Source organism: Acinetobacter calcoaceticus ANC 3811 (assembly GCF_000399665.1).
In the GTDB taxonomy this organism is placed as follows: Bacteria; Pseudomonadota; Gammaproteobacteria; order Pseudomonadales; family Moraxellaceae; genus Acinetobacter; species Acinetobacter calcoaceticus_B.
Window position 1 is genome coordinate 2,533,727 of sequence record NZ_KB976986.1, and the last position, 26,542, is coordinate 2,560,268.

General features: G+C 39.8%; 24 protein-coding genes. 14 read left to right on the top strand and 10 right to left on the bottom strand.

What is annotated here, in order from left to right:
• Nucleotides 1–29 precede the first annotated feature (29 nt).
• Nucleotides 30–965, top strand: coding sequence for an LpxL/LpxP family Kdo(2)-lipid IV(A) lauroyl/palmitoleoyl acyltransferase (gene lpxL, locus F935_RS13150; protein ID WP_016139354.1), 936 nt, complete (start codon nt 30–32; stop codon nt 963–965).
• 317 nt (nt 966–1,282) lie between these two features.
• Nucleotides 1,283–2,383 (top strand): glycosyltransferase family 4 protein, encoded by a 1,101-nt coding sequence (locus F935_RS13155; protein WP_016139355.1) that lies wholly within the window; start codon nt 1,283–1,285, stop codon nt 2,381–2,383.
• 59 nt (nt 2,384–2,442) lie between these two features.
• Here F935_RS13155 and gltP read toward each other — a convergent pair whose 3' ends face one another.
• Nucleotides 2,443–3,729, bottom strand: coding sequence for a glutamate/aspartate:proton symporter GltP (gene gltP / locus F935_RS13160; RefSeq protein ID WP_016139356.1), 1,287 nt, complete (start codon nt 3,727–3,729; stop codon nt 2,443–2,445).
• A gap of 698 nt (nt 3,730–4,427) precedes the next feature.
• On the bottom strand, nt 4,428–5,537 hold the full coding sequence (locus F935_RS13165) for an endonuclease/exonuclease/phosphatase family protein (RefSeq protein ID WP_016139357.1): 1,110 nt from the start codon (nt 5,535–5,537) through the stop codon (nt 4,428–4,430).
• A gap of 187 nt (nt 5,538–5,724) precedes the next feature.
• Between F935_RS13165 and asd the strand changes: the two genes are divergently transcribed.
• The 5 genes from asd to truA all read left to right on the top strand — a co-directional run bounded on the left by asd (nt 5,725) and on the right by truA (nt 11,531).
• Nucleotides 5,725–6,843, top strand: coding sequence for an aspartate-semialdehyde dehydrogenase (gene asd, locus F935_RS13170; RefSeq protein WP_016139358.1), 1,119 nt, complete (start codon nt 5,725–5,727; stop codon nt 6,841–6,843).
• A 148-nt stretch (nt 6,844–6,991) separates the two neighbouring features.
• Nucleotides 6,992–8,341 carry a type IV pilus assembly protein FimV gene (locus F935_RS13175; protein WP_016139359.1) on the top strand — a complete coding sequence of 450 codons (1,350 nt, stop codon included), beginning with the start codon at nt 6,992–6,994 and terminating at the stop codon, nt 8,339–8,341.
• Nucleotides 8,342–8,399: 58 nt separating this feature from the next.
• A complete protein-coding gene (locus tag F935_RS13180) occupies nt 8,400–9,692 on the top strand; it encodes a hypothetical protein (protein ID WP_016139360.1) in 1,293 nt (430 codons plus the stop codon).
• Nucleotides 9,693–9,747: 55 nt separating this feature from the next.
• A complete protein-coding gene (locus F935_RS13185; RefSeq protein ID WP_035366279.1) occupies nt 9,748–10,719 on the top strand; it encodes an asparaginase in 972 nt (323 codons plus the stop codon).
• Between the two features lie 14 nt (nt 10,720–10,733).
• Entirely contained in the window at nt 10,734–11,531 is a 798-nt protein-coding gene (truA, locus tag F935_RS13190; protein ID WP_016139362.1) for a tRNA pseudouridine(38-40) synthase TruA, read from the top strand.
• Nucleotides 11,532–11,824: 293 nt separating this feature from the next.
• On the opposite strand, the gene F935_RS13195 is transcribed toward truA, so the two are convergent.
• On the bottom strand, nt 11,825–12,835 hold the full coding sequence (locus tag F935_RS13195; RefSeq protein WP_005302061.1) for an AraC family transcriptional regulator: 1,011 nt from the start codon (nt 12,833–12,835) through the stop codon (nt 11,825–11,827).
• Nucleotides 12,836–13,098: 263 nt separating this feature from the next.
• Here F935_RS13195 and infA point away from each other — a divergent pair, with 263 nt between their 5' ends.
• On the top strand, nt 13,099–13,320 hold the full coding sequence (infA, locus tag F935_RS13200; protein WP_001284370.1) for a translation initiation factor IF-1: 222 nt from the start codon (nt 13,099–13,101) through the stop codon (nt 13,318–13,320).
• A gap of 51 nt (nt 13,321–13,371) precedes the next feature.
• Here the strand turns inward: infA and F935_RS13205 are convergent, their stop codons facing one another.
• Nucleotides 13,372–13,743, bottom strand: a complete 372-nt coding sequence (locus tag F935_RS13205; protein WP_016139363.1) for a lysozyme inhibitor LprI family protein — start codon at nt 13,741–13,743, stop codon at nt 13,372–13,374.
• A 171-nt stretch (nt 13,744–13,914) separates the two neighbouring features.
• Here F935_RS13205 and F935_RS13210 point away from each other — a divergent pair, with 171 nt between their 5' ends.
• Nucleotides 13,915–14,322 carry a hypothetical protein gene (locus tag F935_RS13210; protein WP_016139364.1) on the top strand — a complete coding sequence of 136 codons (408 nt, stop codon included), beginning with the start codon at nt 13,915–13,917 and terminating at the stop codon, nt 14,320–14,322.
• Nucleotides 14,323–14,376: 54 nt separating this feature from the next.
• Here the strand turns inward: F935_RS13210 and leuB are convergent, their stop codons facing one another.
• From leuB to leuC, 4 genes are all read right to left on the bottom strand, one after another.
• The gene (gene leuB / locus F935_RS13215; RefSeq protein WP_016139365.1) at nt 14,377–15,456 is read right to left on the bottom strand and encodes a 3-isopropylmalate dehydrogenase; all 1,080 of its coding nucleotides are present in this window, start codon (nt 15,454–15,456) and stop codon (nt 14,377–14,379) included.
• Between the two features lie 39 nt (nt 15,457–15,495).
• A complete protein-coding gene (locus tag F935_RS13220) occupies nt 15,496–16,080 on the bottom strand; it encodes a hypothetical protein (RefSeq protein WP_016139366.1) in 585 nt (194 codons plus the stop codon).
• A gap of 112 nt (nt 16,081–16,192) precedes the next feature.
• Nucleotides 16,193–16,840, bottom strand: coding sequence for a 3-isopropylmalate dehydratase small subunit (leuD, locus tag F935_RS13225; protein WP_016139367.1), 648 nt, complete (start codon nt 16,838–16,840; stop codon nt 16,193–16,195).
• An 18-nt stretch (nt 16,841–16,858) separates the two neighbouring features.
• Nucleotides 16,859–18,277 (bottom strand): 3-isopropylmalate dehydratase large subunit, encoded by a 1,419-nt coding sequence (leuC, locus tag F935_RS13230; protein WP_035366280.1) that lies wholly within the window; start codon nt 18,275–18,277, stop codon nt 16,859–16,861.
• Nucleotides 18,278–18,515: 238 nt separating this feature from the next.
• Here leuC and F935_RS13235 point away from each other — a divergent pair, with 238 nt between their 5' ends.
• Both F935_RS13235 and F935_RS13240 read left to right on the top strand, forming a co-directional pair.
• Entirely contained in the window at nt 18,516–18,770 is a 255-nt protein-coding gene (locus F935_RS13235) for a DUF2061 domain-containing protein (RefSeq protein ID WP_171068112.1), read from the top strand.
• Between the two features lie 115 nt (nt 18,771–18,885).
• Nucleotides 18,886–19,746 (top strand): LysR family transcriptional regulator, encoded by an 861-nt coding sequence (locus tag F935_RS13240; protein ID WP_016139370.1) that lies wholly within the window; start codon nt 18,886–18,888, stop codon nt 19,744–19,746.
• Nucleotides 19,747–19,758: 12 nt separating this feature from the next.
• Here F935_RS13240 and F935_RS13245 read toward each other — a convergent pair whose 3' ends face one another.
• On the bottom strand, nt 19,759–20,004 hold the full coding sequence (locus F935_RS13245) for a hypothetical protein (RefSeq protein WP_016139371.1): 246 nt from the start codon (nt 20,002–20,004) through the stop codon (nt 19,759–19,761).
• Nucleotides 20,005–20,085: 81 nt separating this feature from the next.
• Nucleotides 20,086–20,745 carry an HAD family hydrolase gene (locus tag F935_RS13250; protein WP_016139372.1) on the bottom strand — a complete coding sequence of 220 codons (660 nt, stop codon included), beginning with the start codon at nt 20,743–20,745 and terminating at the stop codon, nt 20,086–20,088.
• Between the two features lie 182 nt (nt 20,746–20,927).
• Between F935_RS13250 and F935_RS13255 the strand changes: the two genes are divergently transcribed.
• The 3 genes from F935_RS13255 to katG all read left to right on the top strand — a co-directional run bounded on the left by F935_RS13255 (nt 20,928) and on the right by katG (nt 26,472).
• Nucleotides 20,928–21,413 (top strand): RNA pyrophosphohydrolase, encoded by a 486-nt coding sequence (locus tag F935_RS13255; protein WP_004794866.1) that lies wholly within the window; start codon nt 20,928–20,930, stop codon nt 21,411–21,413.
• A gap of 85 nt (nt 21,414–21,498) precedes the next feature.
• Nucleotides 21,499–23,793, top strand: a complete 2,295-nt coding sequence (ptsP, locus tag F935_RS13260) for a phosphoenolpyruvate--protein phosphotransferase (RefSeq protein ID WP_016139373.1) — start codon at nt 21,499–21,501, stop codon at nt 23,791–23,793.
• Nucleotides 23,794–24,315: 522 nt separating this feature from the next.
• The gene (gene katG / locus F935_RS13265; RefSeq protein ID WP_016139374.1) at nt 24,316–26,472 is read left to right on the top strand and encodes a catalase/peroxidase HPI; all 2,157 of its coding nucleotides are present in this window, start codon (nt 24,316–24,318) and stop codon (nt 26,470–26,472) included.
• The last annotated feature ends 70 nt before the right edge of the window (nt 26,473–26,542 follow it).

Here is a 26,542-nt window from a genome sequence, read left to right on the forward strand (position 1 = left end):
TTTTAACTTTTTGAAATCTTTATATCGTTATGAGCCAAAAGCAGCCTTATACGCCCGGTGAATTTCAATGGTCCTTTTTATTGCCTAAATATTGGGGTGTTTGGATTGCTATTGTCTTTTTAATGCTTTTGGCTATTTTGCCATGGGCTATACAATGGCGTCTGGCGCATGGCGTAGCTCATCTGGCTTGGAAATATCTAAAATCACGCCGTAAAACTACTATTCGTAATTTAGAGGTCTGCTTTCCTGAATGGTCTGCCGATAAGGTTCAACAACAAGCTCAACAAGTTTTCATCGATATGATGCTTGGGGTGTTTGAAACCTTAAATGCATGGTACAACCCACGCTGGTTTAAAAACCGCGTCACGATTGAAGGTTTGGAGCACATTACCAATGCCCAAGCTCAAGGCAAAGGTGTTTTATTACTAGGGACTCATAGTACGCTTCTTGACGCAGGCGGATATGTTTGTGCTCAATATTTTGAACCCGATGTTGTCTATCGACCTCAAAATAACCCATTGCTCGATATGCTCATTTATCGTTGCCGTGCCACGATTTATAAAGCACAGATCGATCATGATGATATGCGTGGTTTAATTCGTCACCTTAAAGATGGCGATGCTATTTGGTATAGCCCAGATCAAGACTTTGGACTCAAACAAGGTGTTATGGCACCGTTTTTTGGTGTACCTGCTGCCACAGTAACTGCACATCGCCGCTTGTTAAAAATCTCAAAAGCAGTGGCTGTGCCTTTATATTTCTACCGCCATGGAGATATTAAGAACCCGAAATATCATGTTCTGATTGAACCTGCGGTCGACAATATGCCAAGTGAAGACGAAGTCGATGATGCAACACGTGTTAATAAGATTATTGAAAATCAACTTCGTATCGCACCGACTCAATATATGTGGTTCCACCGTCGATTTAAGACACGTCCTGAGGGATATGAAGAGATCTATTAAGATAAAGCTGTGATAATTTTAAATTGATAGTAAGCACAACATTATTTATATGACTCGCGGGAACATCATCCACAACCTGAGCAATGCAAAAGCGTTAGCGCTTTCGCATTGTGCAAGAAAAACGAAGTGCGTAGTATTTTACTCAAGCGTAGCTTTCTTTTTTTCGGTACGGCAAAGATAATTAATCTTTGCTTTTCGTACCTCAGGTTTTGCCTACTTTTGCCAAAACAAAAGTAGGTCGAACCGAAGATTAATCTCTAAATTTCGACTTCAAAATCGTAAGATCCCGCTTTGCTACAACCTAAAGGCAAAAAACAATGAAAGTGATGCAACTTCTCCCAGAACTCAACAGCGGTGGCGTAGAGCGCGGTACACTAGAAATTGCACGTGCGCTCGTTTCACAAGGCCACCAATCATTGGTTGTTTCAAACGGTGGCCGCTTGGTCTCACAGCTCGAAGCTGAAGGTTCTACTCACTTAACGCTACCAATTCATAAAAAATCACTTTCAAGCTTGTGGCAAATCAGCCCTTTACGCCAGCTGATTGAACAGCATCAACCAGATATTGTTCATGTACGCTCGCGTGTACCTGCTTGGCTGACTCACTTTGCTTTAAGAAAAATACCTGCGAACAAACGCCCTCACCTCATTAGCACGGTACATGGCTTTTATTCAGTTAATCGTTATAGTGCGATTATGACTCAGGCCGAGAAAGTAATTGCTGTTTCTGACAGCGTAGTTAAGTACATCACTGATCATTATCAAAACTGCCCTCCCCAAGATATTGTTCGGATTTATCGTGGAATTGACCCTGCTGCTTTTCCGCATAACTACCAACCATCAGCACAATGGTTTAATCAGGTTTTTAATGACTTTCCAGAGCTTGAAAATAAGTTTTTACTTTGCTTACCTGGCCGTATTACACGTTTAAAGGGTCATGAAAGCTTAATTGAACTGATGCAAAAACTAGGTGAACAATATCCTCAGCTACATGCTGTGGTTGTTGGCGGTGCCGATGCAAAAAAACAGGCCTATTTAAGCGAGTTACAAAGTACCATTCAAAGCAAAGGGCTTGCAGATAAAATTACATTCGTAGGGCATCGCTCAGATATTCGCGAATGGCTTGCTTTTAGCGATATTGTGTTCTCTCTATCCAATCAAGCAGAAACATTCGGTAGAACAGCATTAGAAGCGCTCTCAGTCGGTACTCCAGTCATTGGCTGGAACCGTGGAGGCGTGGCCGAGATTTTATCGAATGTCTACCCACAAGGTCTTGTCGAAGTAGGAAATGAAAAGGCTTTACTGGAAACAGTGGAACAGCATATTGAACAGCCTCAAGTCGTTGCCCCTGTCACCATGTTTAGCTTAAAAGACATGTGTGATCAGACACTAGCGCTATATGAATCTGTACTGAAATAACCCCCATAAAAAAACCCGCGATCAACGCGGGTTTTTATTACAACAATAAAAAGTCAGCTTTATTTAAGCGATGCTTCATAAGCTGCTGCTTTTTCATAGTCGTATTGTTTTTCCCATTTACTAATCACAAGTACTGCAAGTGCATTACCTACAACGTTCAACGCGGTACGTGCCATATCCATGATACGGTCAACACCAGCAATAAATGCCAAGCCTTCTACAGGAATACCAACACTACCTAATGTTGCTAATAACACAACAAATGATACGCCAGGAACACCAGCAATACCTTTAGAAGTAATCATTAAAGTTACAACTAAAATGACCTGTTGGCTAATTGACATTTCAATACCGTAAAGCTGTGCAATAAAGATTGCCGCGATACTTTGGTAAAGCGTAGAACCGTCAAGGTTAAATGAATAACCTGTTGGGATTACAAAACTAGAAATTGCTTTAGGCGCGCCATAAGCTTCCATCTTTTGCATAATACGCGGTAAAACTGTTTCAGAGCTTGCAGTTGAATATGCCAAAATTAATTCATCTTTCAAAATCTTAAACAAAGTAAAGATATTGATGCTGAACATTTTTGCAGTTAAACCAAGTACCACTAAAGCAAAGAATAAGATCGCGCCATATACCAACACGACTAACTTGCCTAAAGGGATAAGCGAAGCGAAACCGAAGTTTGCAACCGTTACTGCAATCAAACCAAACACACCCACTGGCGCATATTTCATGATGATGTGCGTTACACGGAACATTGTTTCCGATACAGCATGAAATACGTTTAATAATGGATCTTTAGTTGTTGCTGGTAATGAAGACAAACCAACACCAAATAACACAGCAAAGAAAATCACAGGTAACATTTCGCCATGCGCCATTGAACTAATAATGTTCGTTGGGATAAGCGATAATATTGTCTGCATGATGCCATGAGACTGTGACTGAACTTCTTCAGTTGTATGCTTATATTGAGAAATATCAGTTTGAACCAGTTGAGACATGTCAATGCCTGAACCTGGATGGAAGATATTTGCTGCAACTAAGCCCACCAAAATAGCAATAGTGGTAATAATTTCAAAATAGAGAATGGTTTTAAAACCAAGTCGCCCTAAACTTTTCGTACTGCCAACACCTGCAATACCTAAAATTAAGGTAGAGAAAACGATTGGAATAACAATCATTTTAATCAGGCTAATGAAAATCTTACCAAGTGGCGTAAGAACATTAGTTACAATACTGTCTTTGATTTCAGGCTGGTTATGTAAAACAGCCCCGACAACTATCCCTAGGATTAAAGCAATTAAAATTTGCCAAGCAAGGCTAAATTTAAAATTCTTCATAAGACAATCCTTATGCACCGCAAAGTATCAAATATGAGAGGGAGAAGACCACTAACTAAGAGTGAAACCTCAATATGTATAGTAATTTCCAAACAGAAATTTAAATATACAAACAAATCACAACTCGCCGATCTGACGAGATAAACAACAATGCCTGTTGACGATCCAACATGTCAACGATCGGCACATTCTATTGAGATTTGCTAATTAAACAACCCCAATTTATCTCTAAACAGATGAAAACCCATATTTATTCATCAATAATCTATAAAAACAAAAACTTATCTGAAAAAAAAATTGTATCTATTTTCATTAGAAATTGCTCAGATATAGATGAAAAGTTATGAGTGCTTACCTATCATTAGATAGGTTTTAAAATTAAGATTAACTTAAAAGTATTTCTTTTTTTACGATAAATTAAATAGGGTATATATAAAATATTAACCCGAGTTCTGCGTCCTGCAAAACTCGGGTAAATGAGGTTGTGCTTTCAGGTTAATCGTTATTATTATCGTTTCCGTTCCAACATCTAATCCGTGATGCTATTCCATATCAGCTTTGTGTATCCTTACGTGGGATTGTCCATTCCCGTTTCCGTGTGCCGATGAATGTAGAATAAGGTTTTTATCCCCCCCTGCCTATTCGCCCTAGACTCAAATCTTTGTACGATATTGCTTACATCAATTTTTTCTTCTTTTTCATTTATAAGGCTGCGCAATTTTATCGGTCACAATTTTTTCTTCCTTTTCAGCCTTGGCAATCCCTTCTTGTATGGCACTTTGGGCCTCTTCTTCATCGGTTTGAGTTTGCTCTAACTCTTCTTGAATATGTTCAAATATTCGCCCAGTCTGCAAAACAACATATACAGGAAAATGATCAGATCCAATATGCGGCAAACGCTGCATTTTAACTAAACCAAAATCGGTACTATGAAAAATATGATCTAGAGACCAACGCAGCAATGGGTAATCTGCATGAAACGTATTAATAAAATGTCGCCCAACTCGCGGGTCAAGTAATCCACTAATCCGCTGGAATAAACGCGTAGTACGTGACCACGCTACATCATTCAAATCTCCCATCACAATACAGCTTTCATCTAAGTCTTTAATCTGGTCGCCAACAATTAAAAGCTCTGCATCACGTAAAGTCGAATCTTTCGCCTCGGTTGGACTCGGTGGTTTAGGATGCAAACAATAGAGTTGAACTGGCATACCAGATCGTAAAGTCACAGTGGTATGAATAGAAGGAATTTCATCACTTAAAATAAATTTAACTTCAGTATTAGATAAAGGTAACCGGCTATATAAATGCATGCCATATAAATTATCTAAAGGCACGGGAACGCGATAAAGATAATCTTCTTCAATTTCTTTTAAAGCATTTTCCCACGTCTTATCACTTTCCAGTGTAAGCAGTAAATCTGGTTTTAATGTCCTGATCTGTTCAAGAAGTAAATGATATTTATCATTTGGGGTTAGAACATTCGATACGATTAATGATATTTGTTTTTGCGAGTCTAACTGGGATGGTTTGACCTGTTTAACCTGTTTTTTCCAGAGCAAGGTATAAGGCAAAACCATTTTTAGTTGATAGGCGATGGCAGCGATAAGCACAGCAAGTAATATTTCACGCCCTAGATTCCATTCGGTCGGCCAAAATAGCATACCTATAAAGGCTAATAGACCAACAAATAGAATCTGCAAACGAGGAAAGTCGGCACCACGAAACCACCACTCATCACGAGGAATAAGTGCCCAGAAACTTAACCAAATCACCAGACCAGCTAGAACTTCGATATAAATCATTGAATTTTCTCTTTTAAGATGATTTGGTTTTTAAAGTTTTTGTCATCTTTATCAATTTTGTATGTAACATAAACAAGATATTCTACTCAATAAACATGGTGTTTTGTTTCTGTAACGCTTGCAGTTGTGGACACTTTTGATACACTCAACTCCCCCTAATAATTTTAACGCACCGAGGCAAAATGACATGAAAGTAGGTCTGGTCGGTTGGCGCGGGATGGTCGGTTCCGTCCTTATGCAACGTATGGTTGAAGAGAATGATTTTGCTCATATTGAGCCATTTTATTTCTCTACCAGTAATGCAGGTGGTGAAGCTCCTTCATTTGGTGGTAAGACTGCCCCAGCACTTATGGAAGCTACAGACATTAATAGTCTGAAGCAAATGGATGTCATTATTACCTGTCAAGGTGGTGACTATACGTCTGAAGTTTTCCCACAGTTAAAAGCGACTGGTTGGGATGGCTACTGGATTGATGCAGCCTCTACTTTACGTATGTCAGATGATGCGATCATCGTTCTTGACCCAGTAAACCTTAACGTTATTAAAGACGGCTTGGTTAACGGCACCAAAACTTTCGTAGGCGGTAACTGTACAGTATCGCTTATGTTAATGGGTGTAGGTTCACTTTTCCAAAACAATTTGGTGGAGTGGATGACTGCTATGACTTATCAAGCAGCATCAGGCGCTGGCGCACAAAACATGCGTGAGCTAATTACTGGTATGGGCTACTTATATAACAATACTAAAACGTTGTTAGATGACCCTAAATCTGCAATTTTGGATATTGATCGTCAAGTTGCCGAGTTACAACGTGGCGAAGGTTTCCCATCTGCTAACTTTGGCGTGCCATTAGCTGGATCGTTGATTCCTTACATTGATAAACAGCTCGAAAGCGGTCAGTCAAAAGAAGAGTGGAAAGGTCAAGTTGAAACCAACAAGATCTTGGGTAATTCACAAATTGTTCCGATCGACGGCCACTGTATCCGTATTGGTGCGATGCGTTGTCACTCTCAAGCACTGACAATCAAGTTGAAAAAAGATGTTCCGCTTGATGAAATCGAAGATATGATTCGTACTTCAAACCAATGGGCGAAAGTTGTACCAAACACTCGTGAAGCGTCTATGACTGACCTTACACCTGTGGCTGTAACTGGTACCTTAACTGTACCTGTTGGCCGTTTGCGCAAACTTAATATGGGTAAAGAATATTTAGGCGCATTCACAGTAGGTGATCAGTTACTTTGGGGTGCTGCTGAACCTTTACGTCGCATGTTACGTATCTTAGTAGAATACAAGAGCTCATAATTTGGTCTGAATTATTCAGTCAAAACGAAAAGCCGATCACATTAGATCGGCTTTTTCGTAACTGGTTTGTAAAAATTTTACAATTTATTTACATTTCATTATTGTATAATTTTGAACGACTTTACGACTTATTAGGTCATGGATTGAGATGACTGTTTATAACAAATTAAAAATTGCCATTTTCACCATTATGTCTTCGCCTTCTATTTATGCGATTACATTAGACCCTATACAAATTCAGTCTGCGCCTGGGGATTTGTTATATGCAGAAATGAATTTCCAACAAGCTGACCCCAACACTACCTTGCAAGTGAGTTTAGCGACTCCTGAAGATTTAAGTGCTTTGGGTGTAACTCATCAGCCTCCGGGAAATCTTAATTTTTATACACGCCAAAATGGTCAAGGTTCTGGGGTTATTGTGATTACCTCATCCCGACCTGTTAATGATCCTGAGCTCAATATTGTTGTAAAAATCAGTGAAGGCTCTGCAACGCGTTTACAGCATATTAAAACTGTAATTAAGCCTTCTCCGATAAAAAAGACAGAAAATAACGAAAGTACTTTATCCCCTCAGCTTGTTGTGAATGAAAAGGATATTGCTCTAAATCTGCCAGAAAGTACGCACTATGCTTCATCAACTTCGGCCCCCACTACAACAAACTCGAATAGTGATCAAAACCTTAATATCAGCTCTGGAACTGTTCCTGCAATAAATACGAATTCAACGCCCTCACTTGGTGAAAACTCTTCGGCTCAGGTAACTCAACAAATTGCAACAAGCACTACGCTTGATCAAACACAAATTAAACCTACTATCACTAAGTCAGATGCAAACAATTCACCAAAAACGACGGTTAAAAATTTAGCAGGACACAAGAAGCCTGTTCCACCCAAAAATATCAGTCAAAATACTGCAAAGAAACAAACCTTAAGTCCGTCTAGAGGACCAGTAACTTCAGGTAAATATGTAGTACAGCACAATGAGTCTTTATGGAGCATTGCTAATCGTATTGCGGCGAAAACTAAACAGCCTGTTGCAAAAGTCATGCATGATATCCAACAACAAAACCAGCATGCTTTTATTCAAGGTGATGTAAACCGTTTACGTCAGGGAATTTCTCTAAAACTTAGCCAGACTCCTGCCACTAAAAATCAGCAAAATAAATCCAAAACAGAAATAACGCATACTGCAAAATCGCCTTCTGGCCAAGCTAAATACCGCCTACAAAAAGCAGAAATGAGTATCGTGGCTGAAAACAGCCAAAATTCTACACATGGAAGTGCTAAAAAGAGCACACAACAAAGTCAAAACAATACTGAGTTAGCAGTAAAAGTTATGACAAAAAGAGAAAAAACCGTTACATTACAAAGGAATGTAACCAAATTAAATCAAACTTTACGTTTAAAAAACCAACGTATTCAACTTTTGAATGCACGTTTGGCAGAGTTACAACAGCAGTTAAAAGCACAGCAACAAACTCACAAGCAAAAACATTAAGTTAAAACCAGAGTTAGCTCACTTTATATTGCAAATATTTATTTTTAAGGGGAAAGTAATGTTATATGTGATTCCGTTCATCATATTACTCGTGGTCGCTGTTATTTTTAAAAAACGCGAGAATAGCCAGAAACAAGAGGCCACCTCTCCTAAAACGGTAAATAAAAAAACCAATAAAAAAGCAAACTCTAAATCGAGTAAAAACTCGCGTGAAAAAAGCAAAGTAAATGTAGTGGAAGACACGCTTCCACTTATTCCACAAAGCACCCCTGTTCCAGAAGCTGTACGTCAAAAAATCAAACAGCTCATTCAAGAAAAACAATATTCAGCCGCTGAAGCTCAAGTAAATCAGGCGTTAAAAAAAGACAATACTCAGCATGAGCTTTATTTATTATTGCTTGAAGTTCATATTGCACAAAAAGATGAATTTGCCATAACGCAACTGATTAGCCATATTCGTAGCTTGGCACTGAATGAAATAGCGACTCAAGCAGAAACTAGACAAAAAGAATATGAGTCATCAAGACAACCTGATGCCATCGATTTTCCTCAAGCTCAAACATACGAAGAGCCAGAAAATACACCGGACACTACAGCTCAGTTTGACCAGTTAACAACAAGTTCTTCTGAAGCTTCTTTTGATGACTTGCAGAAAGACTATACACCGGTAAAACAAGAACCTGCTGTTGAAGTTAAACCTTTAGAATTTAACTTTTCATTCGAAAAAACTGCGACTATAGAAAATACCAGCCAACCTGTACATGAACCTGAGGTATCAACATCTCAGCAAGTACCAGAAGTATCGTCATCTCAAGAAACAAATGAGCTAGCTGATTTAGAGTTTTCTTTTGACTTGGCCCCTCTGCATGAAACTGAGGAAAAAACTCAAGCAGTAGAGGTAAAAGCAGATCAAGAGAATAGCGTCAATGCTTTAGATTTTAACTTTGACTTAAATCCTTCAAGTTCAGAGACGAAATCTGTTGAACAAGTTCCATCATTAGATGAGCTTAAAGTAGCAGAACAAACTCCATTAGAAGCAACTTCAATCGCCCCTCTTGAGTTTTCGTTAGATGAGCCTGCGTTAGTTACAGCACCAGAGATTGAAACTCAAAACCATATAGAGGTAGTAAATCAAGAGCCGACTCAAACTCAAATCGAGGATCCACTTCTAGACGCCTTTCCAGAATTAAAACAGTTAGATGAAAATGAACTCGACTTACAACTTGCAGAGCAATACATTAAATTAGGTGCTTATCCAGCAGCACACGCTTTGTTGGCAAGTAATGAGCAAAAATTCAACACAGAGCAACAACAACGCGCGAAAAATCTACTAAATCGCATAGCTTCTTAAGGCCGATCGTTTTACCATAAGCAGTCAAAGATGACTGCTTTTGTGCCTGAAAAAGATGAAAAAAATAGCCTTATTTTATATGGGTGGTACTTTTGGCTGTGTAGGTGAACCTTTAGCGCCTATGCCATATGACCAATTCTTGCCTCAACTTGAAAAAGTTATACCACCCCACTTAACGGTTGACTGTTTTGCTGCCCCCAATATTGTAGATAGCAGCGCTTGTACAGCGCCCGATTGGCTACGTCTTATTCAACGCATACAACAGCTCCAGCTCGAAGGTTATCAACACTTCGTCGTTATTCATGGTACAGATACTCTTAGTTATGCTTCTGCGACTCTAGCTCGTTTTCTAGGACAGAGTTGTCATGTCGTTATTACTGGCAGCCAATATCCTCTTCTTAATATTCAAGGGGATAACACTCGTGAGTTTACTGATGCAATTGATAATTTATATCTTGCATTAGAGCAAGCAATTAGCTTGCCAGTGGGTACTTACCTTGCTTTTCATCATCAAGTATTTCATGCTCAAACTGTGTTAAAGACACATACGACTGAGCTTGACGCTTTTTCTGGCCTTAAAGCTGAATCTGAATTTACACCTCAGCAAAATGGGCTGATTGTGCAAGATGCGCAAATCGAGCGTGCAGCATCTTTTCAAATTTTGAATTGGATGATGCAACCTATCGCGACCACTCAACTCGTTCAACAATTACGAAACTTACTACCAGCCCCACCTCAATTTTTAGTATTGCAAGGTTTTGGTACTGGAAACATAGCTGTTAATCAAGAATTGCTAGCAACATTAGATGAGCTCTATACACATGGCTGTGTTCCGATTCTTACGACTCAGGTGACATTTGGCGGTATTGATCAGCGCTATGCGATTAGTGAGTGGTCAAAAACTGCAAAAATTGTCATTAGTGATGCACATAGTCATGCAGATCTCTATGCAAAAGCACTTCAAATCTATTTAAAATACTCCACCCCAGAACAATGGCTCAGCCATTGGAACGAAAATTTGCATTAAATAGAGGTAAAGCCATGCAACGTTATGCAGTCGGTATTGAATTTAGCGGAGTTCAATACCGAGGTTGGCAAACACAACAGCCAGGCGTTGCCAGCGTACAAGAAACTATTGAACGTGTGCTTAGCAAAGTCGCAAATGAGACTATAGCACTCCATGGTGCTGGTCGTACTGATGCAGGAGTACATGCGACAAATATGGTGGCGCACTTCGACACAAATGCCATTCGTCCAGAAACGGGGTGGTTAAGAGGGGCAAACAGCCAGCTGCCTAAAGATATTTCCATTCAGTGGATTAAGCTGATGGATGAAAGTTTTCATGCCCGTTTTAAAGCGACTGCTCGACGTTACCGCTATATTATATATAACACGCCTCATCGCCCTGCTCTCTTACATAAACAGGTTACTCACATTTACCAACAGTTAGATGTGAAAAAGATGATTGAAGCAGCAAGTAAATTTGAAGGCACCCATAACTTTGAAAGCTTCCGCGCAGCAGCTTGCCAATCAAATCAGCCTGTTCGACATGTAAAACATTGCCGTTTATTTGAACATGGACGCTATTTGGTTTTAGATATAGAAGCAGATGGTTTCTTACACCATATGGTTCGCAACATTGTGGGATGTTTACTCGAAATTGGTCAAGGGATGTATGAGATTGATCATATCGATACAATGTTTGCTGCACATGATCGTAAGGCGGCAGGAGTAACAGCCCCACCAGACGGTCTTTATTTTATTCAGTGTAATTATCCTGAGCAGTTTGATTTGCCACAGCCACCGCTTGGGCCACATTGGCTTAATTTACCAGATTAAAACATTTAAAACTCAGTATCCAAATTAAGTATTAAATAGGATACGCGACAAAGTCATACGCAACCTGAACAAGGTTAAAGTATACTTTAACCGCAGTGCAAGACAAGCGAAGTGCGTAGTTCGAGAAATTTTCCACCTTATGACACGGTAAGAATTATTACTCTTTACCGTATCATAAGCTTTTGTTCTTGCAGAGCTTACGCTCTTCATTTCGAAAGAAAAGTAACTCTAGCTGAAGGCCAATCCAAATATTAAAGCCTCAATGACACGACTCCGTCATGACATAGAATAAATTAGCGATGCTGTTTACGTTTACGGTATTCAACTGGTGTCTCATTTGTCCAACGCTTAAATGCGCGGTAGAAAGTACTCGGTTCAGAGAAGCCAGTTAAATACACAATACGCTCAACACTCTCGTTGGTATTGGCCAAAAGTTTTTTAGCTAATCGACAGCGATAATCTGACAAGATTTGCTGAAAACTAGTATTGGCTTCGCTTAGCTGAGTACGTAAGCGACGTGGAGTAATATTCAACTGAGCAGCAACCGTTTCTAAGGTTGTTTCTCCGCTTTCTAGCGTTGAACCAATTGCGCGACGAACTTCACCCACTAAATCATAACGAGCCAATTCCTGTAATTTTTCAATTGCGAGCTGCTCATGCAACTGCAATAACTCAGGCTCTGCTTGCCAAAGCTGAAAATCTAGAATAGCTGGATCAAAATATAAACGTGTCTCTTTCTGACCTAAACTGACCGGACAGCCATATACTCGGAAATATTCATCCTCAGAAGCACCTTCACTAAAATTAAAATCGATGAAGATGGGATGAAATTGCCCTTCGGTAATAAATTTAAAAAATCTAAGGATGCCCGAAATTGCACATTCGGAGAAGTGACGATTAACAAGATTATCAGCACCGATCTGTTGGCCATTGGTTAAATAACAACGCCCTTCTTCAATGACTAGTTTTGCATCAAAAGCATCACTAATGAGTCGCTGATAAGCCAAAGCCCGTTTTAGCCCTTCACCAAAAGTTTCACTACTAATAAATAGATGTTCAATGACCTGACCACGGTACAAAGGCAAATGCTCGCCTAAATGCAAACCGATATCTGGATCTTTACTGACTTCCTGAGCGGCAGTCCAAAAGGCGTACTGTGCACTTAACGGTGTACGTGCATTTGTATCAACCTGATTTAAAGCAACTCCCGCTTTGGTTAATATTTCTTCTGTTGGCAAACCCGCACGACGAATCGCTTGATAGCCAAAGCGTAATACAACTGATGCATCTGTTAGCTGACCCACGCAGTGCCCTTCCATGTAGATACTTCATTGATATTTAGGGCTGTTGACCTTTACGCAATTAACAGTCCCTAATAACTATGATTTTAGATTAGCGTTGATTGACCAAACTGACAACAGAATTACACTTCTTTTGTGAAAAAAATTACATCTTTTTTTATTAGTCATACTTTAACCAGATGCTTGAGTAGAAGTATGTGTATCTTGTTTTTTTTAAATAAATTGACTATAATTTGCGCCTTCCCAATTTGATCATCAGGTAGGCTATGGCCAATAAAGAGGAACTCATTGAGTTCGAAGGCGTTGTCACCGAAACGCTTCCTAATACGATGTTCCGTGTACGTCTTGAAAACGGTCACGAAGTTATTGCACACATTTCTGGTAAAATGCGTAAACACTATATTCGCATCCTTACTGGCGACAGTGTAAAAGTCGAAATGACTCCATATGACCTCACTAAAGGTCGTATTACGTACCGTGCTCGCTAATTAGTGAATGCAAAAAAGCCACTTTATGATGTGGCTTTTTTATTGCGTTGTTTATTCACTTAAGCGACTGGTTTTACATCCCACCGTTTGGCATTCACGCAATCTTTCTTGCAGCCAATGGTTTCTTTCCTGCGTTGTCTGTAAACGACATTGCACGTCTACGCTATTCCTATTTGAATCTGTACAATCTGCATCACGTTGACGTATCCACGCGAGCTGAGATTTCTTAAGAATATTTTTCTGCGTGGTATTTAACTTTACTCGTAGTGCTTGATAGTTTTTATTCAGATCTACATCCGCACTCGCATAAATTTTATTTGTACAGTAAATATCATCATAAGTATTACGCGCGCTATCACAGTTATCTGCATAGACCGCAGTCACTCCAAAGCTGCATAAAAAAGCAAAAACTATTTTTCTCATACTTTTCTTCCTTAAGTTTTCTATGAAATTATTATTAATAACGATTTGAATGTAATGATAAATCGCAAGACAAATTTACCTTCTATTTATCATAATCTTCCTTTTTTACTTTACAAGCATTCAAATCCAACCTATTGTTCTTTAATAATAAATATTTTTATTGAGATAAAAATGAATATAGATATCCGATATCAGATCGGCCTACTTTGTTTAATCATGATGAACGTGAGCGGTTGTACGAGCCATCCCCGCCAATCTATAGATTTACAAGAATATTTAAAGGGCTTTCTAGGCAAATCTTCTGCAACCATTCGGCAAGATATCAATCTACGAAGTCTTGGTTTTCAAGTCGCAAATACTCCACAGAAAACATCCAATCAACTCATCTATACCATTTTACGTCCATTAAATATTCCAATCCCGATGGTGACTAATGTCGACATGAGAGGAAATTCTGTCGCTATACAATCAGGTAATTTGGGTGGCAATTCTTACGATTTAAATTTTAACTGCAAAGTTATTTTTCAGCTTAAAAATGATATTGCCGAGTCTATTCAATATGAAGGCAAAGCCTGCTAAAGCATAAGCACAAAAAAACGCAGCGTTGAGCTGCGTTTTTTTAGCGAATAAGTTTTAAGCAAGCACGGCTACAACTGCTTCACCCATCTCGGCTGTACCAACTTTTGTCATACCTTCAGACATAATATCTGCTGTACGCAAGCCTTGATCAAGTACTTGACCTACAGCATCTTCAATTGCTTTTGCAGCAGCTTCTTCACGGAATGTATAACGAAGCATCATTGCAACAGAAAGAATTGTTGCCAATGGGTTCGCTACATTTTGACCAGCGATATCAGGTGCAGAACCATGACAAGGCTCATACATACCTTTGCCATTTTCATCTAACGATGCAGATGGCAACATACCGATTGAACCTGTAAGCATTGCCGCTTCATCAGATAAAATATCGCCAAACAAGTTACCCGTTACAATCACGTCAAACTGTTTTGGTGCACGTACAAGTTGCATTGCAGCATTGTCGACATACATATGTGAAAGCTGAATGTTCGAATAACTCGCTTGCTGCAAATCAGTAACTGTTTGCTTCCAAAGTTCTGTAACTTCTAAAACGTTCGCTTTATCAACCGAACAAACTTTACCACCACGCAAACCTGCAAGCTCAAAAGCAACTTTTGCAATACGCTTAATTTCACTTTCAGAATAAACGTCTGTGTTATAGCCTTGTTTTTCGCCGTTTTCGAGTTCACGAATACCACGTGGCTGACCGAAATAGATACCACCAGTAAGTTCACGAACGATCAGAATATCTAAGCCAGCAACAATTTCAGGCTTTAAGCTAGAAGCATCTGCTAATTGCGGATATAAAATCGCTGGGCGTAAGTTAGCAAACAAGTTGAGTTCACTACGAATTTTTAGAAGCCCACGTTCAGGACGAATAGAACGCTCGATCGCATCCCATTTTGGTCCGCCTACTGCACCTAATAAAATTGCATCAGCTTTTTTTGCTTGTTCACTCGTTACAGCTGGATACGGTTCACCATGCACATCAATTGCTGCGCCGCCCAATAAGCCATGTTCCCAAGTTAGCGATAAATTAAATTTTTCATTTACTGTATTTAATACTTTTTCTGCTGCCCCAACAATTTCAGGACCAATACCATCACCAGCTAAAATTAAAATCTGTTTAGACATGAACTTTTTCCATTTTCCAAAAAACAAGCAGTGTTATGACTACCGCGGTGTTAGTTTTTTCTGTTCAAGGAATTCGCCTAGCCCTGTTGTTACATCAAATGGTCGACAAAAACGGCGAATTACACGCCCATCTTGATCTAAATCGACACATAATGGATCTGGCACAGAAACATTCAACAAACTACCTGAACGATTAGTTTTGTCTCGGTACATTTTAAATGTATAGCGATGGTTGGCATTAAACTGGTGAATCACATGGATTGTTTCAGCCCGATCTGGAGAAATCGGATAGAAACGGATCACCACTTCATATTGTTTAGCGGGCACAGATAAATATAAGCTGTTAGTTTGACCAAGCACTGAACCGTGCAATCGTACAATTCCTTGATGAATTGCCTGATTACTAATTCGTCGTGTTTGCGCATCCACTACAGTAATATCATTTAGTCGTTCAAATTCACAACTCTTCGCGCCCGAACAATATATTGCTGCATTCTGCCCCAAATTTTCTTGTTCAGCCTGCTTAATACGGACAGTATCCACTACATTGTACGTGCTCTGACAAGCACTGAGTGTTATTGCGCACAGGCTCAACAAAAAGCTATGAGTAACGTTCCTCTTCATTGTTCAAGCCCAATCCTCATCTAGTGCATAATTTTAAGGTGTTTTTATGCTTTAGCATGTTAGCAAGAGTTTGAACACTACGCCATGGCTATGTTTAAAATGTACCAAAAGGTTAATTTAACTCTTGGAATACCCAAGGACGAACTTTTTTAGTTTTTTCTTCATAAGCACGAATTGCGTCGGCATTTTGAAGAGTTAAACCAATATCATCCAAGCCATTTAACAAGCAATGCTTGCGAAATGGGTCAACTTCAAATTTAAAAGCTTCACCTGTTGGCGTACGTACTTCCTGAGCAGCTAAATCAATTGTTAATTGATATCCTTCATTTGCCGCACATTCTTTAAATAACTGATCAACAATTTCTTCTGACAAAATGACAGGTAACATGCCATTTTTAAAACAGTTATTAAAGAAAATATCAGCAAAGCTTGGTGCAATAACAGTACGGAAACCGTATTCATTTAATGCCCAAGGCGCATGCTCACGGCTTGAACCACAACCAAAGTTAGTACGAGCAATTAAAACATTTGCGCCTTGATAACGTGGCTGGTTCAAAACGAAATCCGGATTTTTTGGACGAACTGAATTATCTTGTCCTGGATAGCCTTCATCTAAATAACGAAGTTCATCAAATAAGTTATCGCCAAAACCAGTACGTTTGATCGATTTCAAAAACTGTTTTGGAATAATTAAATCTGTATCAACATTGGCACGATCTAATGGTGCAACGATACCTTGTTCAACTGTATAAGCTTTCATGGTTTGCTCCAGACCGAATTAAAATGAACGAACATCAACAAAGTGACCTGCGATTGCAGCCGCCGCCGCCATTGCCGGACTCACCAAGTGAGTGCGACCACCATTGCCTTGACGACCTTCAAAGTTACGGTTAGACGTCGATGCACAGTGCTCACCCGGTTGTAACTTATCTGCATTCATTGCTAAACACATTGAACAACCCGGTTCACGCCATTCAAAACCAGCTTCCAAGAAGATTTTATCCAAGCCTTCTTTTTCTGCCTGCTGTTTAACTAAACCAGAACCCGGAACAATCATGGCTTGCTTAATGCTAGACGCCACTTTACGCCCCTTAACCACCTCAGCCGCAGCACGAATATCTTCAATACGAGAGTTAGTGCAAGAACCAATAAAGACACGGTCAAGTTGAATATCAGCTAATGCTTGACCTGCATTTAAGCCCATATATTGATAAGCACGCGTCCAGTCATTACGTTGAACGTCATCTTTCGCTTGTTCTAAAGTTGGAACAGCTTCTGTGACTGGAATAACCATCTCAGGTGAAGTTCCCCAAGACACTTGTGGCTCGATCTCTGCACCATTTAATTCAACGACTGCATCAAACACCGCGTCTTCATCTGAATGCAAAGTGTCCCAGTAAACAACTGCTTGTTCCCATTGCTCGCCTTTTGGTGCATAGCTACGACCTTTCACGTATTCAACAGTTTTGTCATCGACTGCAACCATACCGACACGAGCACCTGCTTCAATCGCCATGTTACATACCGTCATACGTCCTTCAATCGACATATCACGGAAAACTTGACCACCGAACTCAATTGCATAGCCTGTACCACCAGCAGTACCAATTTTAGCAATGATTGCCAACACAACATCTTTTGATGTTACGCCTTTGCCTAATACGCCATCTACACGTACTAACATGTTTTTAGATTTTTTCTGGATCAAACATTGTGTTGCTAACACATGTTCAACTTCAGATGTTCCAATACCATGCGCCAAGCAACCGAAAGCACCGTGAGTAGCTGTATGTGAATCACCACATACGACTGTCATGCCCGGCAAAGTTAAGCCCTGTTCAGGCCCAACGACATGCACGATCCCCTGACGGATATCATTAATATTAAATTCAACAATATTAAAGGCTTTGCAATTGTCATCTAAGGTTTGAACCTGAATACGAGACGTCTCATCTTCAATACCTGCGATACCTTGGTCACGTTCTTTTTTAGACGTTGGAACGTTATGGTCCGGCGTAGCAACGTTTGCACTTAAACGCCATGGTTGACGACCTGCAAGTTGCAAACCTTCAAATGCTTGTGGACTAGTCACTTCATGCAATAAATGACGGTCAATATAAAGTAAACATGAGCCATCATCACGCTGTGAAACAACGTGGTCATCCCACAATTTGTCATATAAAGTTTTGCCTGCCATGTCGTCTTGCTCCATTGGACTGGGTAATTCTAATCTTTCTTCGATTATAGCCAGAGTTTCACATAAATCTAATTTATCATTTTTATAAATTAGAAAACTTTTTGGAATCAATTGTAATCCCGTTTATAACTATCAAATTTAATAAATCGTTTTTTGTTAATGATTATCATTTGCATAATCAATTTTTAATCTTATACTCTCATCTCTATACTAAAAATATCTAAAGTGGCTAAAGAGAATGATCATGGCTAATATTCAAAAATTTGTTGTAAATAATCAACGTACATTAAAGAAAACCTTCAGTTATTACATTATGCATATTAGCGTAGCGATGATAGTTGCATACTTTGTAACAGGTAATATCTGGATGGCTTTAACCCTAAGTATGCTCGAACCAACCGTACAAGCATTTGCTTTTTTCTTCCATGAAAAAGTATGGGCAGCTAAAGATCGCCGCATAACTGCCTTAGCAGAAGAGGAAACAACAGCTTAGGCTAAGATTAGTGCGGTAATTCACAACTTTCTCACTGGTTTTGCTGCAAGCATGATACGATTTTGGCTCGGCAACTTTAGCCCCTCGATTTTTCTATTCCAAGTTGAGTTGTATTATGAATCTTGCAGCCTTTGAAGCTTTTGTGAAAGTTATGGAAACAGGGTCTATCTCTGTGGCAGCAGATCAATTATTTATTACTCAACCTGCTGTAACCAAACGGATTCACAGCTTAGAAGAATATTTTGGTGTAAAACTATTTGAGTCCGCAGGCCGAGGTGTTCAGGCAACTCATGCTGCACATTCATTACTACCTAAAGTTAAAAACTGGCTAAATGAGCTTGGAGACATCCATCACACCCTCAGTCATGAACAAACTCAGATACAAGGTCGTTTAAAAATTGGAACGAGTCATCACATCGGCTTGCACCATTTACCCGCGCCCCTTAAACACTTTGTTCAGCAATTTCCACAGGTCACCTTAGATGTGCATTTTGTTGACTCAGAGCAAGCGCATGAAAAAGTGCTGGCTGGTGATTTAGAGTTAGCATTTTTAACCCTTCCTCCTTCAGGTGACGAGCGCCTTAACTACATTACTATCTGGAATGATCCTTTAGTTTTTGTTGCTGCTCCATTTCATCCACTTGCACAAAAAGAGCATCTGACCTTACAAGACCTTATTGAATATCCAAGTTTGTTACCTGCTGCACAAACTTATACTGCTCAAATCACGTTAGCCGAGTTTGAAAAACAAGGACTTAAACCAAAAATCACCATGAGCAATAACCCTCTTGAGTCTATTCGCATGTTGGTGTCGATTGGTTTGGGTTGGTCAGTTTTACCAAAAACTTTGCTGAACCAAGATATGCAGCAACTTGATTTAGATGTCGAAATGAATCGTCAATTAGGCATGGTGTGGCATCCTGCACGTACTCAATCTAGAGCTATGCAAGAACTAATTAAAATGATGCAGGAATAATTGAATTAACGATTATATTTTTTTAAAAAGGATATAAATCAAAAAAGCAAAAGGCAGTAGTAAAAATAGAACGCCCCAACCGAAGAAAATCGCGGCAACGACAATGCCAATTAAAGTACCTGAAAATAATAGAAAAACAATGTAAATAAAAAGTTCACCAAGAAGTGTGAGGAAACCATTAATCAGTTCTTCACCCATTTGTTCAAAAAAATTACCTCTACGGGTTTTCTTTTCTTCAGCCTCATTCTGATTATCCATCATATCCTCACTCATCATCATGACCAATTTAAATCGCCCTTGCTCTCAATGCCACAAAAGCGATTCAAATCTTGAGGAATATCATGCCTGTGAAATTGACCAGTCCTGGATATCCCAATTATTTTCTTGAGCCAGTTTTTCAAGGCGATCATCAGGATTTACTGCAATCGCATGCGTTGCATATTCAAGTAAAAAACGATCGTTGATTGAATCTGAATAAGCCCAAGACTCAGACACGCTACGACCTTCCAACCACCCATCTAGACGTGCAAGCTTGCCCTTTTGATAACACGCTAAACCAGCAACTTTACCTGTATATTTCCCCTCAGCAACTTCAGCATTGGTTGCCAAAATTTCAGTAATTCCAAATTCACGGAAAATCGGCGCAGTAATAAAATCACTTGTTGCTGTAATTCCGACAATCGTATGGCCTAAATCTTGATGTTTTTTGATTGCATCAAAACCTTTAGGGCGCATTTGTGGGCGAATCACTTTTTGCATGAACAACTGATGAAGTTCAGTTAAATAATTATTGTCGTGCTTTGTTAAAAATCCAAAGACAAATTCGTTATAAGCATAAGGGTCAAGTTGCCCTGCTTTGTAATCTTCATAAAATTTATCATTCATCTGACGATGATGAACCGGATCAACCAAACCTTCATTGACTAAAAATTCACCCCACGAGTGGTCTGAATCGGTATTTAACAAGGTATGGTCTAAATCAAACAACGCCAGTTTCATGAAAATTCTCGTTTAAACTGAAATTTAAGAAAAAAAATGTAAATCTATCTCCGCTAGTCGATAGAAATTCGTTAAGATCGTAGCAATTTAAACATTTTACTTTGATCTTTTCGAGCTGGACATAAAAAAGTGTTTGTCCCCGCGATTAAAGTCAACGATATAGACAATATTTAGGTAGCCAAATGATCGATTCAGAAGGTTTCCGACCGAATGTCGGGATCATTTTGGCAAACGATGATGGACAGGTTTTATGGGCAAAGCGCATTGGTCACAATGCTTGGCAATTTCCACAAGGAGGCATTCAGTTTGGAGAAACTCCTGAACAGGCACTTTTTCGAGAACTGAGAGAAGAAATCGGCTTATTGCCCGAACATGTCCAGATTATTGCGCAAACCAAAGGATGGCTGCGTTATCGTTTGCCACATCGTTACATTCGGTCAGACTCTGACCCAGTATGTATCGGACAGAAACAAAAATGGTTTTTACTGAAATTAACTGCGCATGCAAAAAATATTCAGTTAAACCTCTCCGACCCACCCGAATTCGATGAATGGCAGTGGGTTAGCTATTGGTATCCTCTTGGACAAGTGGTGAACTTCAAGCGTGATGTTTATCGTAAAGCCATGGTGGAGTTGTGTACACAGTTGCCGATGCAACAATTACCCTAAAAATCATTTATCTAGCAAATGATTTTTATTAAAAGTGCTGTTATAAATACATTCATAGTCTAAAAAAATACTGGAGTATACATCCATGTCAAACATGCAACTCGACACTCTACGGCGCATTGTCCAAGAAGTTAATGCGTCCGTCAGTTTGCATGAATCATTAGACACCATGGTCAATCAGGTTGCTGAAGCCATGAAAGTGGATGTTTGCTCTATTTATTTACTCGATGAACGCAATCAGCGCTATGTATTGATGGCCTCTAAAGGCTTAAACCAAGAATCTGTAGGCCATGTTTCACTGCAACTCGGTGAAGGTTTAGTCGGTCTGGTCGGGCAACGTGAAGAAATTGTTAACCTTGACAATGCACCAAAACATGAGCGCTTCATGTATTTACCTGAAACAGGTGAAGAAATTTATAACTCATTCCTTGGCGTACCTGTCATGTATCGCCGTAAGGTGATGGGTGTTTTGGTTGTACAAAACAAACTTCCCCAAGATTTTAGCGAAGCAGCCGAGTCATTTTTAGTCACTCTGTGTGCCCAGCTTTCTGGTGTTATTGCTCACGCTCACGCAGTTGGAAATATTGACGTATTTCGTAAACCAAGCAATGGTCCTGCCTATAAAACCTTTCAAGGTGCTTCAGGCGCGGGCGGTGTTGCTTTAGGTCGCGCTATTATTTTATATCCACCTGCTGATTTAGCTTCTGTACCTGATCGTGAAGCAGAAGATATTAGTCATGAACTTCGACTTCTAGATCAAGCCATTTCATCAGTTCGTTCAGAGATTCGTTCTTTAGATGAAAAAATGCATGATTCTTTAATGGCAGAAGAACGCGCTTTATTTAGTGTTTTCTTAAGAATGCTAGATGAAAATGCGTTACCAGCAGAAATTAAAGAACTCATTCGTGACGGGCATTGGGCACAAGGTGCAGTACGCCGTGTGATTGAAAAACATACTGCCCTATTTGCACAAATGGAAGACGACTATCTACGTGAGCGAGTTTCTGATCTTAAAGATTTAGGCCGACGTATTTTAGCCTCGTTGCAAGAAGAAGACTCTAGCCACCGTGAACTGAGCCCAGACAGTATTTTAATTGGTGAAGAAATTAGTACTGCAGCGCTAGTCGAACTACCTGTAGACAATATTGCAGCGATTGTAACTTCAGAAGGTGCAGCCAACTCACATATGGTGATTGTGGCCCGTGCATTAGGTATTCCAACCGTAGTTGGCGTAACTGAACTTCCTGTTAACACGCTCGATGATGCAGAAATGATTGTGGATGCCTATCAAGGCCGTGTTTTTATAAATCCTCCACGCCGTTTACGCCAACGTTATAAAGAAATTCAAAAAGAAGATGAGCAGATCGCAAAAGATCTCAAACAATACGAGACCAAAGAAGCGATTACGCCAGATGGTGTATCTGTTCCACTTTATGTAAACACAGGCCTCATGATTGATGTGGTTCGCGGAGTACAACGCGGCGCTCAAGGTGTTGGTCTATATCGAAGTGAAATCCCATTCATGTTACGGGAACGCTTCCCAGGTGAAGAAGAACAACGCGCAATCTATCGTCAACAGTTGAGCCACTTCGCCAACAAACCAGTGGTGATGCGAACTCTGGATATTGGTGCCGATAAAGACTTGCCTTACTTCAGTATTGAAGAAGAAAACTCGGCATTGGGCTGGCGTGGTATTCGTTTCACGCTGGATCATCCCGAGATTTTTTCGTCGCAAATTCGCGCCATGCTCAAAGCCAGTATTGGTTTAAATAATTTACATATTTTATTACCAATGGTGACTACAGTCAGTGAAGTCGAAGAAGTACTTTACTTACTTGAGCGTGACTGGATGGCGGTGCAAGAAGAAGAGCAAGTTAAAATTACCAAGCCTAAAATTGGGATTATGGTTGAGGTACCAAGCGTATTGCTACAAATTGATGAGTTTGCTGAACTCGTCGATTTCTTCTCTGTGGGTTCAAACGACTTAACTCAATATTTACTTGCGGTTGACCGTAATAATCCACATGTGGCAAACGTTTACTCGCATTTCCACCCTTCTATTTTACGTGCTTTAACTCGATTGGTTAAAGAATGTCATGAGCACAAAAAACCAATCAGTATTTGTGGTGAAATGGCAGGTGATCCATTATCGGCAATTTTACTCATGGCGATGGGCTTTAATACCCTTTCAATGAGTTCGAGTAACATTTTACGAGTACGAAAAGCAATTTGTCATGTACCTATGACAGATGCGCAAAAATTACTTGGTGATGTTATGAAAATGAATAATCCGCTCATTGTAAAAAGCTGGCTTGAGTACTATTTTAAAACTCATGGCCTAGCCGACATGGTCAAATCGAATCGAATCGTAAATGTTTAGTATCTAAAGAAAAAGGAGAGCATCGCTCTCCTTTTTTATTTTAAATAACTTAATAAAACTGAATATAAAAAATTTCTTTTCAGTCTCGGTTGCACGCTACTTTTTGAACAAAATTACAATCGGTTTTTTAAATTAATACTGATAATTTAATCCATTTGAAAAATAAGTCTTCTACTTCTACTATATTTAAAGAGCGTTATTAAAAGATCTTAAGTTGTTCCAACAATTGAAGAGGTAATTCTATGCATCGTTATTTTCAAGCTTCAACTTATTTTTCCTCTTGTTTTTTAACCTTCATACAGTAAATTGGAGGAATAACAATTAAAGGAATCTGATGCATTATTAAATAAAAAATAATGAGCCAACATCTTAGTGAAAAGAATTTTTTAAACGGTTTCTCTCACCATTTGTTCACTCATTTCTTTATTTAATAAACATGAGTTTTTAAACCAGAAGTCCAGGAAAATGAGCCCTATTACTTTATCAAGAGCTCAATAATTATTACCCAGAGAGAATATAACCATGTCAGACGAATCAAAATGTCCTTTTTCAGGTCATAAATCAAAATCAGAAGCAACGGTCGGTGGTGGCACGCCTAGTTTACATTGGTGGCCAAAACAATTACGTGTTGACTTGCTGAATCAACATTCAGAACGTTCTAATCCACTCGGTAAAGATTTTAATTATCGTCAAGAATTTCAAAAACTCGACTACTACACACTCAAAGCTGATATCAAAAATGTATTAACAGATTCCCAAGATTGGTGGCCAGCCGATTGGGGAAATTATACGGGCTTATTTATTCGTTTAGCATGGCATGCTGCCGGTACATATCGTATGGGTGATGGCCGTGGTGGTGCTGGTCGTGGTCAACAACGTTTTGCACCATTAAATAGTTGGCCTGACAATGCAAGTTTAGATAAAGCACGCCGTCTGCTCTGGCCAGTTAAACAGAAATACGGTCAAAAAATATCGTGGGCAGATTTATTTGTTCTTGCCGGCAACATTGCGCTTGAGTCTTCTGGCTTCCGCACCTTTGGTTTTGGTGCAGGTCGTGAAGATGTTTGGGAACCAGACAACGATGTAAACTGGGGCGATGAAAAAGAATGGTTAGCTCATCGCAACTCTGAAGCATTGGACGGCAGCAATCTAGCGGCAACCGAAATGGGTCTAATTTATGTGAACCCTGAAGGTCCACAAGCCAGTGGTGATCCAAAATCGGCTGCACCGTTTATTCGTGCGACTTTTGGCAACATGGCAATGGATGACGAAGAAATTGTTGCATTGATCGCAGGCGGTCATACTTTAGGTAAAACTCATGGTGCTGCCTCTGCCGACCATGTTCAGGCTGATCCTGAAGGCGCACCAATTGAACAGATGGGCTTTGGTTGGTCAAACAGCTTTGGCACAGGTGTTGGTAAAGACGCGATCACTTCAGGCTTAGAAGTCATTTGGTCACAGACTCCAACACAATGGAGTAATTACTTCTTTGAAAACCTATTCAAATACGAGTGGGTACAAGAACGCTCACCTGCTGGTGCAATTCAATGGGTAGCAGCAGATGCTGAAGCGATCATTCCTGATCCATTCGATCCATCAATTAAACGTAAGCCAACAATGCTTACTACAGATTTGACCTTACGTTTTGATCCTGAGTTTGAAAAAATCTCTCGTCGCTTCCATAACGACCCACAAGCTTTCGCCAATGCTTTTGCCCGTGCATGGTTTAAATTAACTCACCGCGATATGGGTCCAAAAGCACGTTATTTAGGTCCTGAAGTTCCAGCTGAAGATTTAATTTGGCAAGATCCATTACCTGCTGCTAGCGCTGCACCATCAGCTGCCAGCATTACTGATGCAAAAGCAAAAATTGTTGCACTAGGACTATCTGCTGGTGAGTTGGTTTCTCTTGGGTGGGCTTCAGCGTCAACTTTCCGTGGTGGAGACAAGCGTGGTGGAGCAAACGGCGCACGTATTGCCTTATCACCGCAACGTGAGTGGGAAGTAAACCAAAAAGCTGTTGAAACTTTAACTAAAATTGAAGAAATCAAAGCCTCAACTCAACTGTCATTAGCTGATTTAATTGTGCTAGCCGGTAATGTTGGTGTAGAGCAAGCTGCTCAAGCAGCAGGTTTCAACATTAGCGTTCCATTTGCCTCTGGTCGTGTTGATGCATTACAAAGTCAAACTGATGTCGAATCTTTCCAATTGCTCCGCGGCCTTGCCGATGGTTTTAGAAACTGGAAAAAAGAGGGCGTCAATACAGCAACTGAAGCATTATTAATTGATAAAGCACAGCAACTGACTTTGACTGCACCAGAGTTAACCGCATTGGTTGGTGGTCTACGCGTACTAGGCACTAACTGGGATGGTTCGCAACACGGTGTATTTACTCATCAGGTTGGTGTTCTCAGCACAGACTTCTTCACGAACCTACTCGACATGTCTACGGTATGGGCACCTGCGGATTCATCAGGTGAAGTATTTGAAGGCAAAGACCGTAAAACAGGCACTGTAAAATTTACTGCAACACGTAATGATTTGGTGTTCGGTTCAAACTCAATCTTGCGTGCACTGGTAGAAGTTTATGCTCAGGCAGATGGTAAAGAAAAATTTGTTCAAGACTTTGTAGCGGCATGGACTAAAGTCATGAATCTTGATCGTTTCGACTTAGCTTAATTTACATCAGAATCAAAAAAGCCAGTTCAAATTGAACTGGCTTTTTTACTTAAATATAAAGTGATGTCCT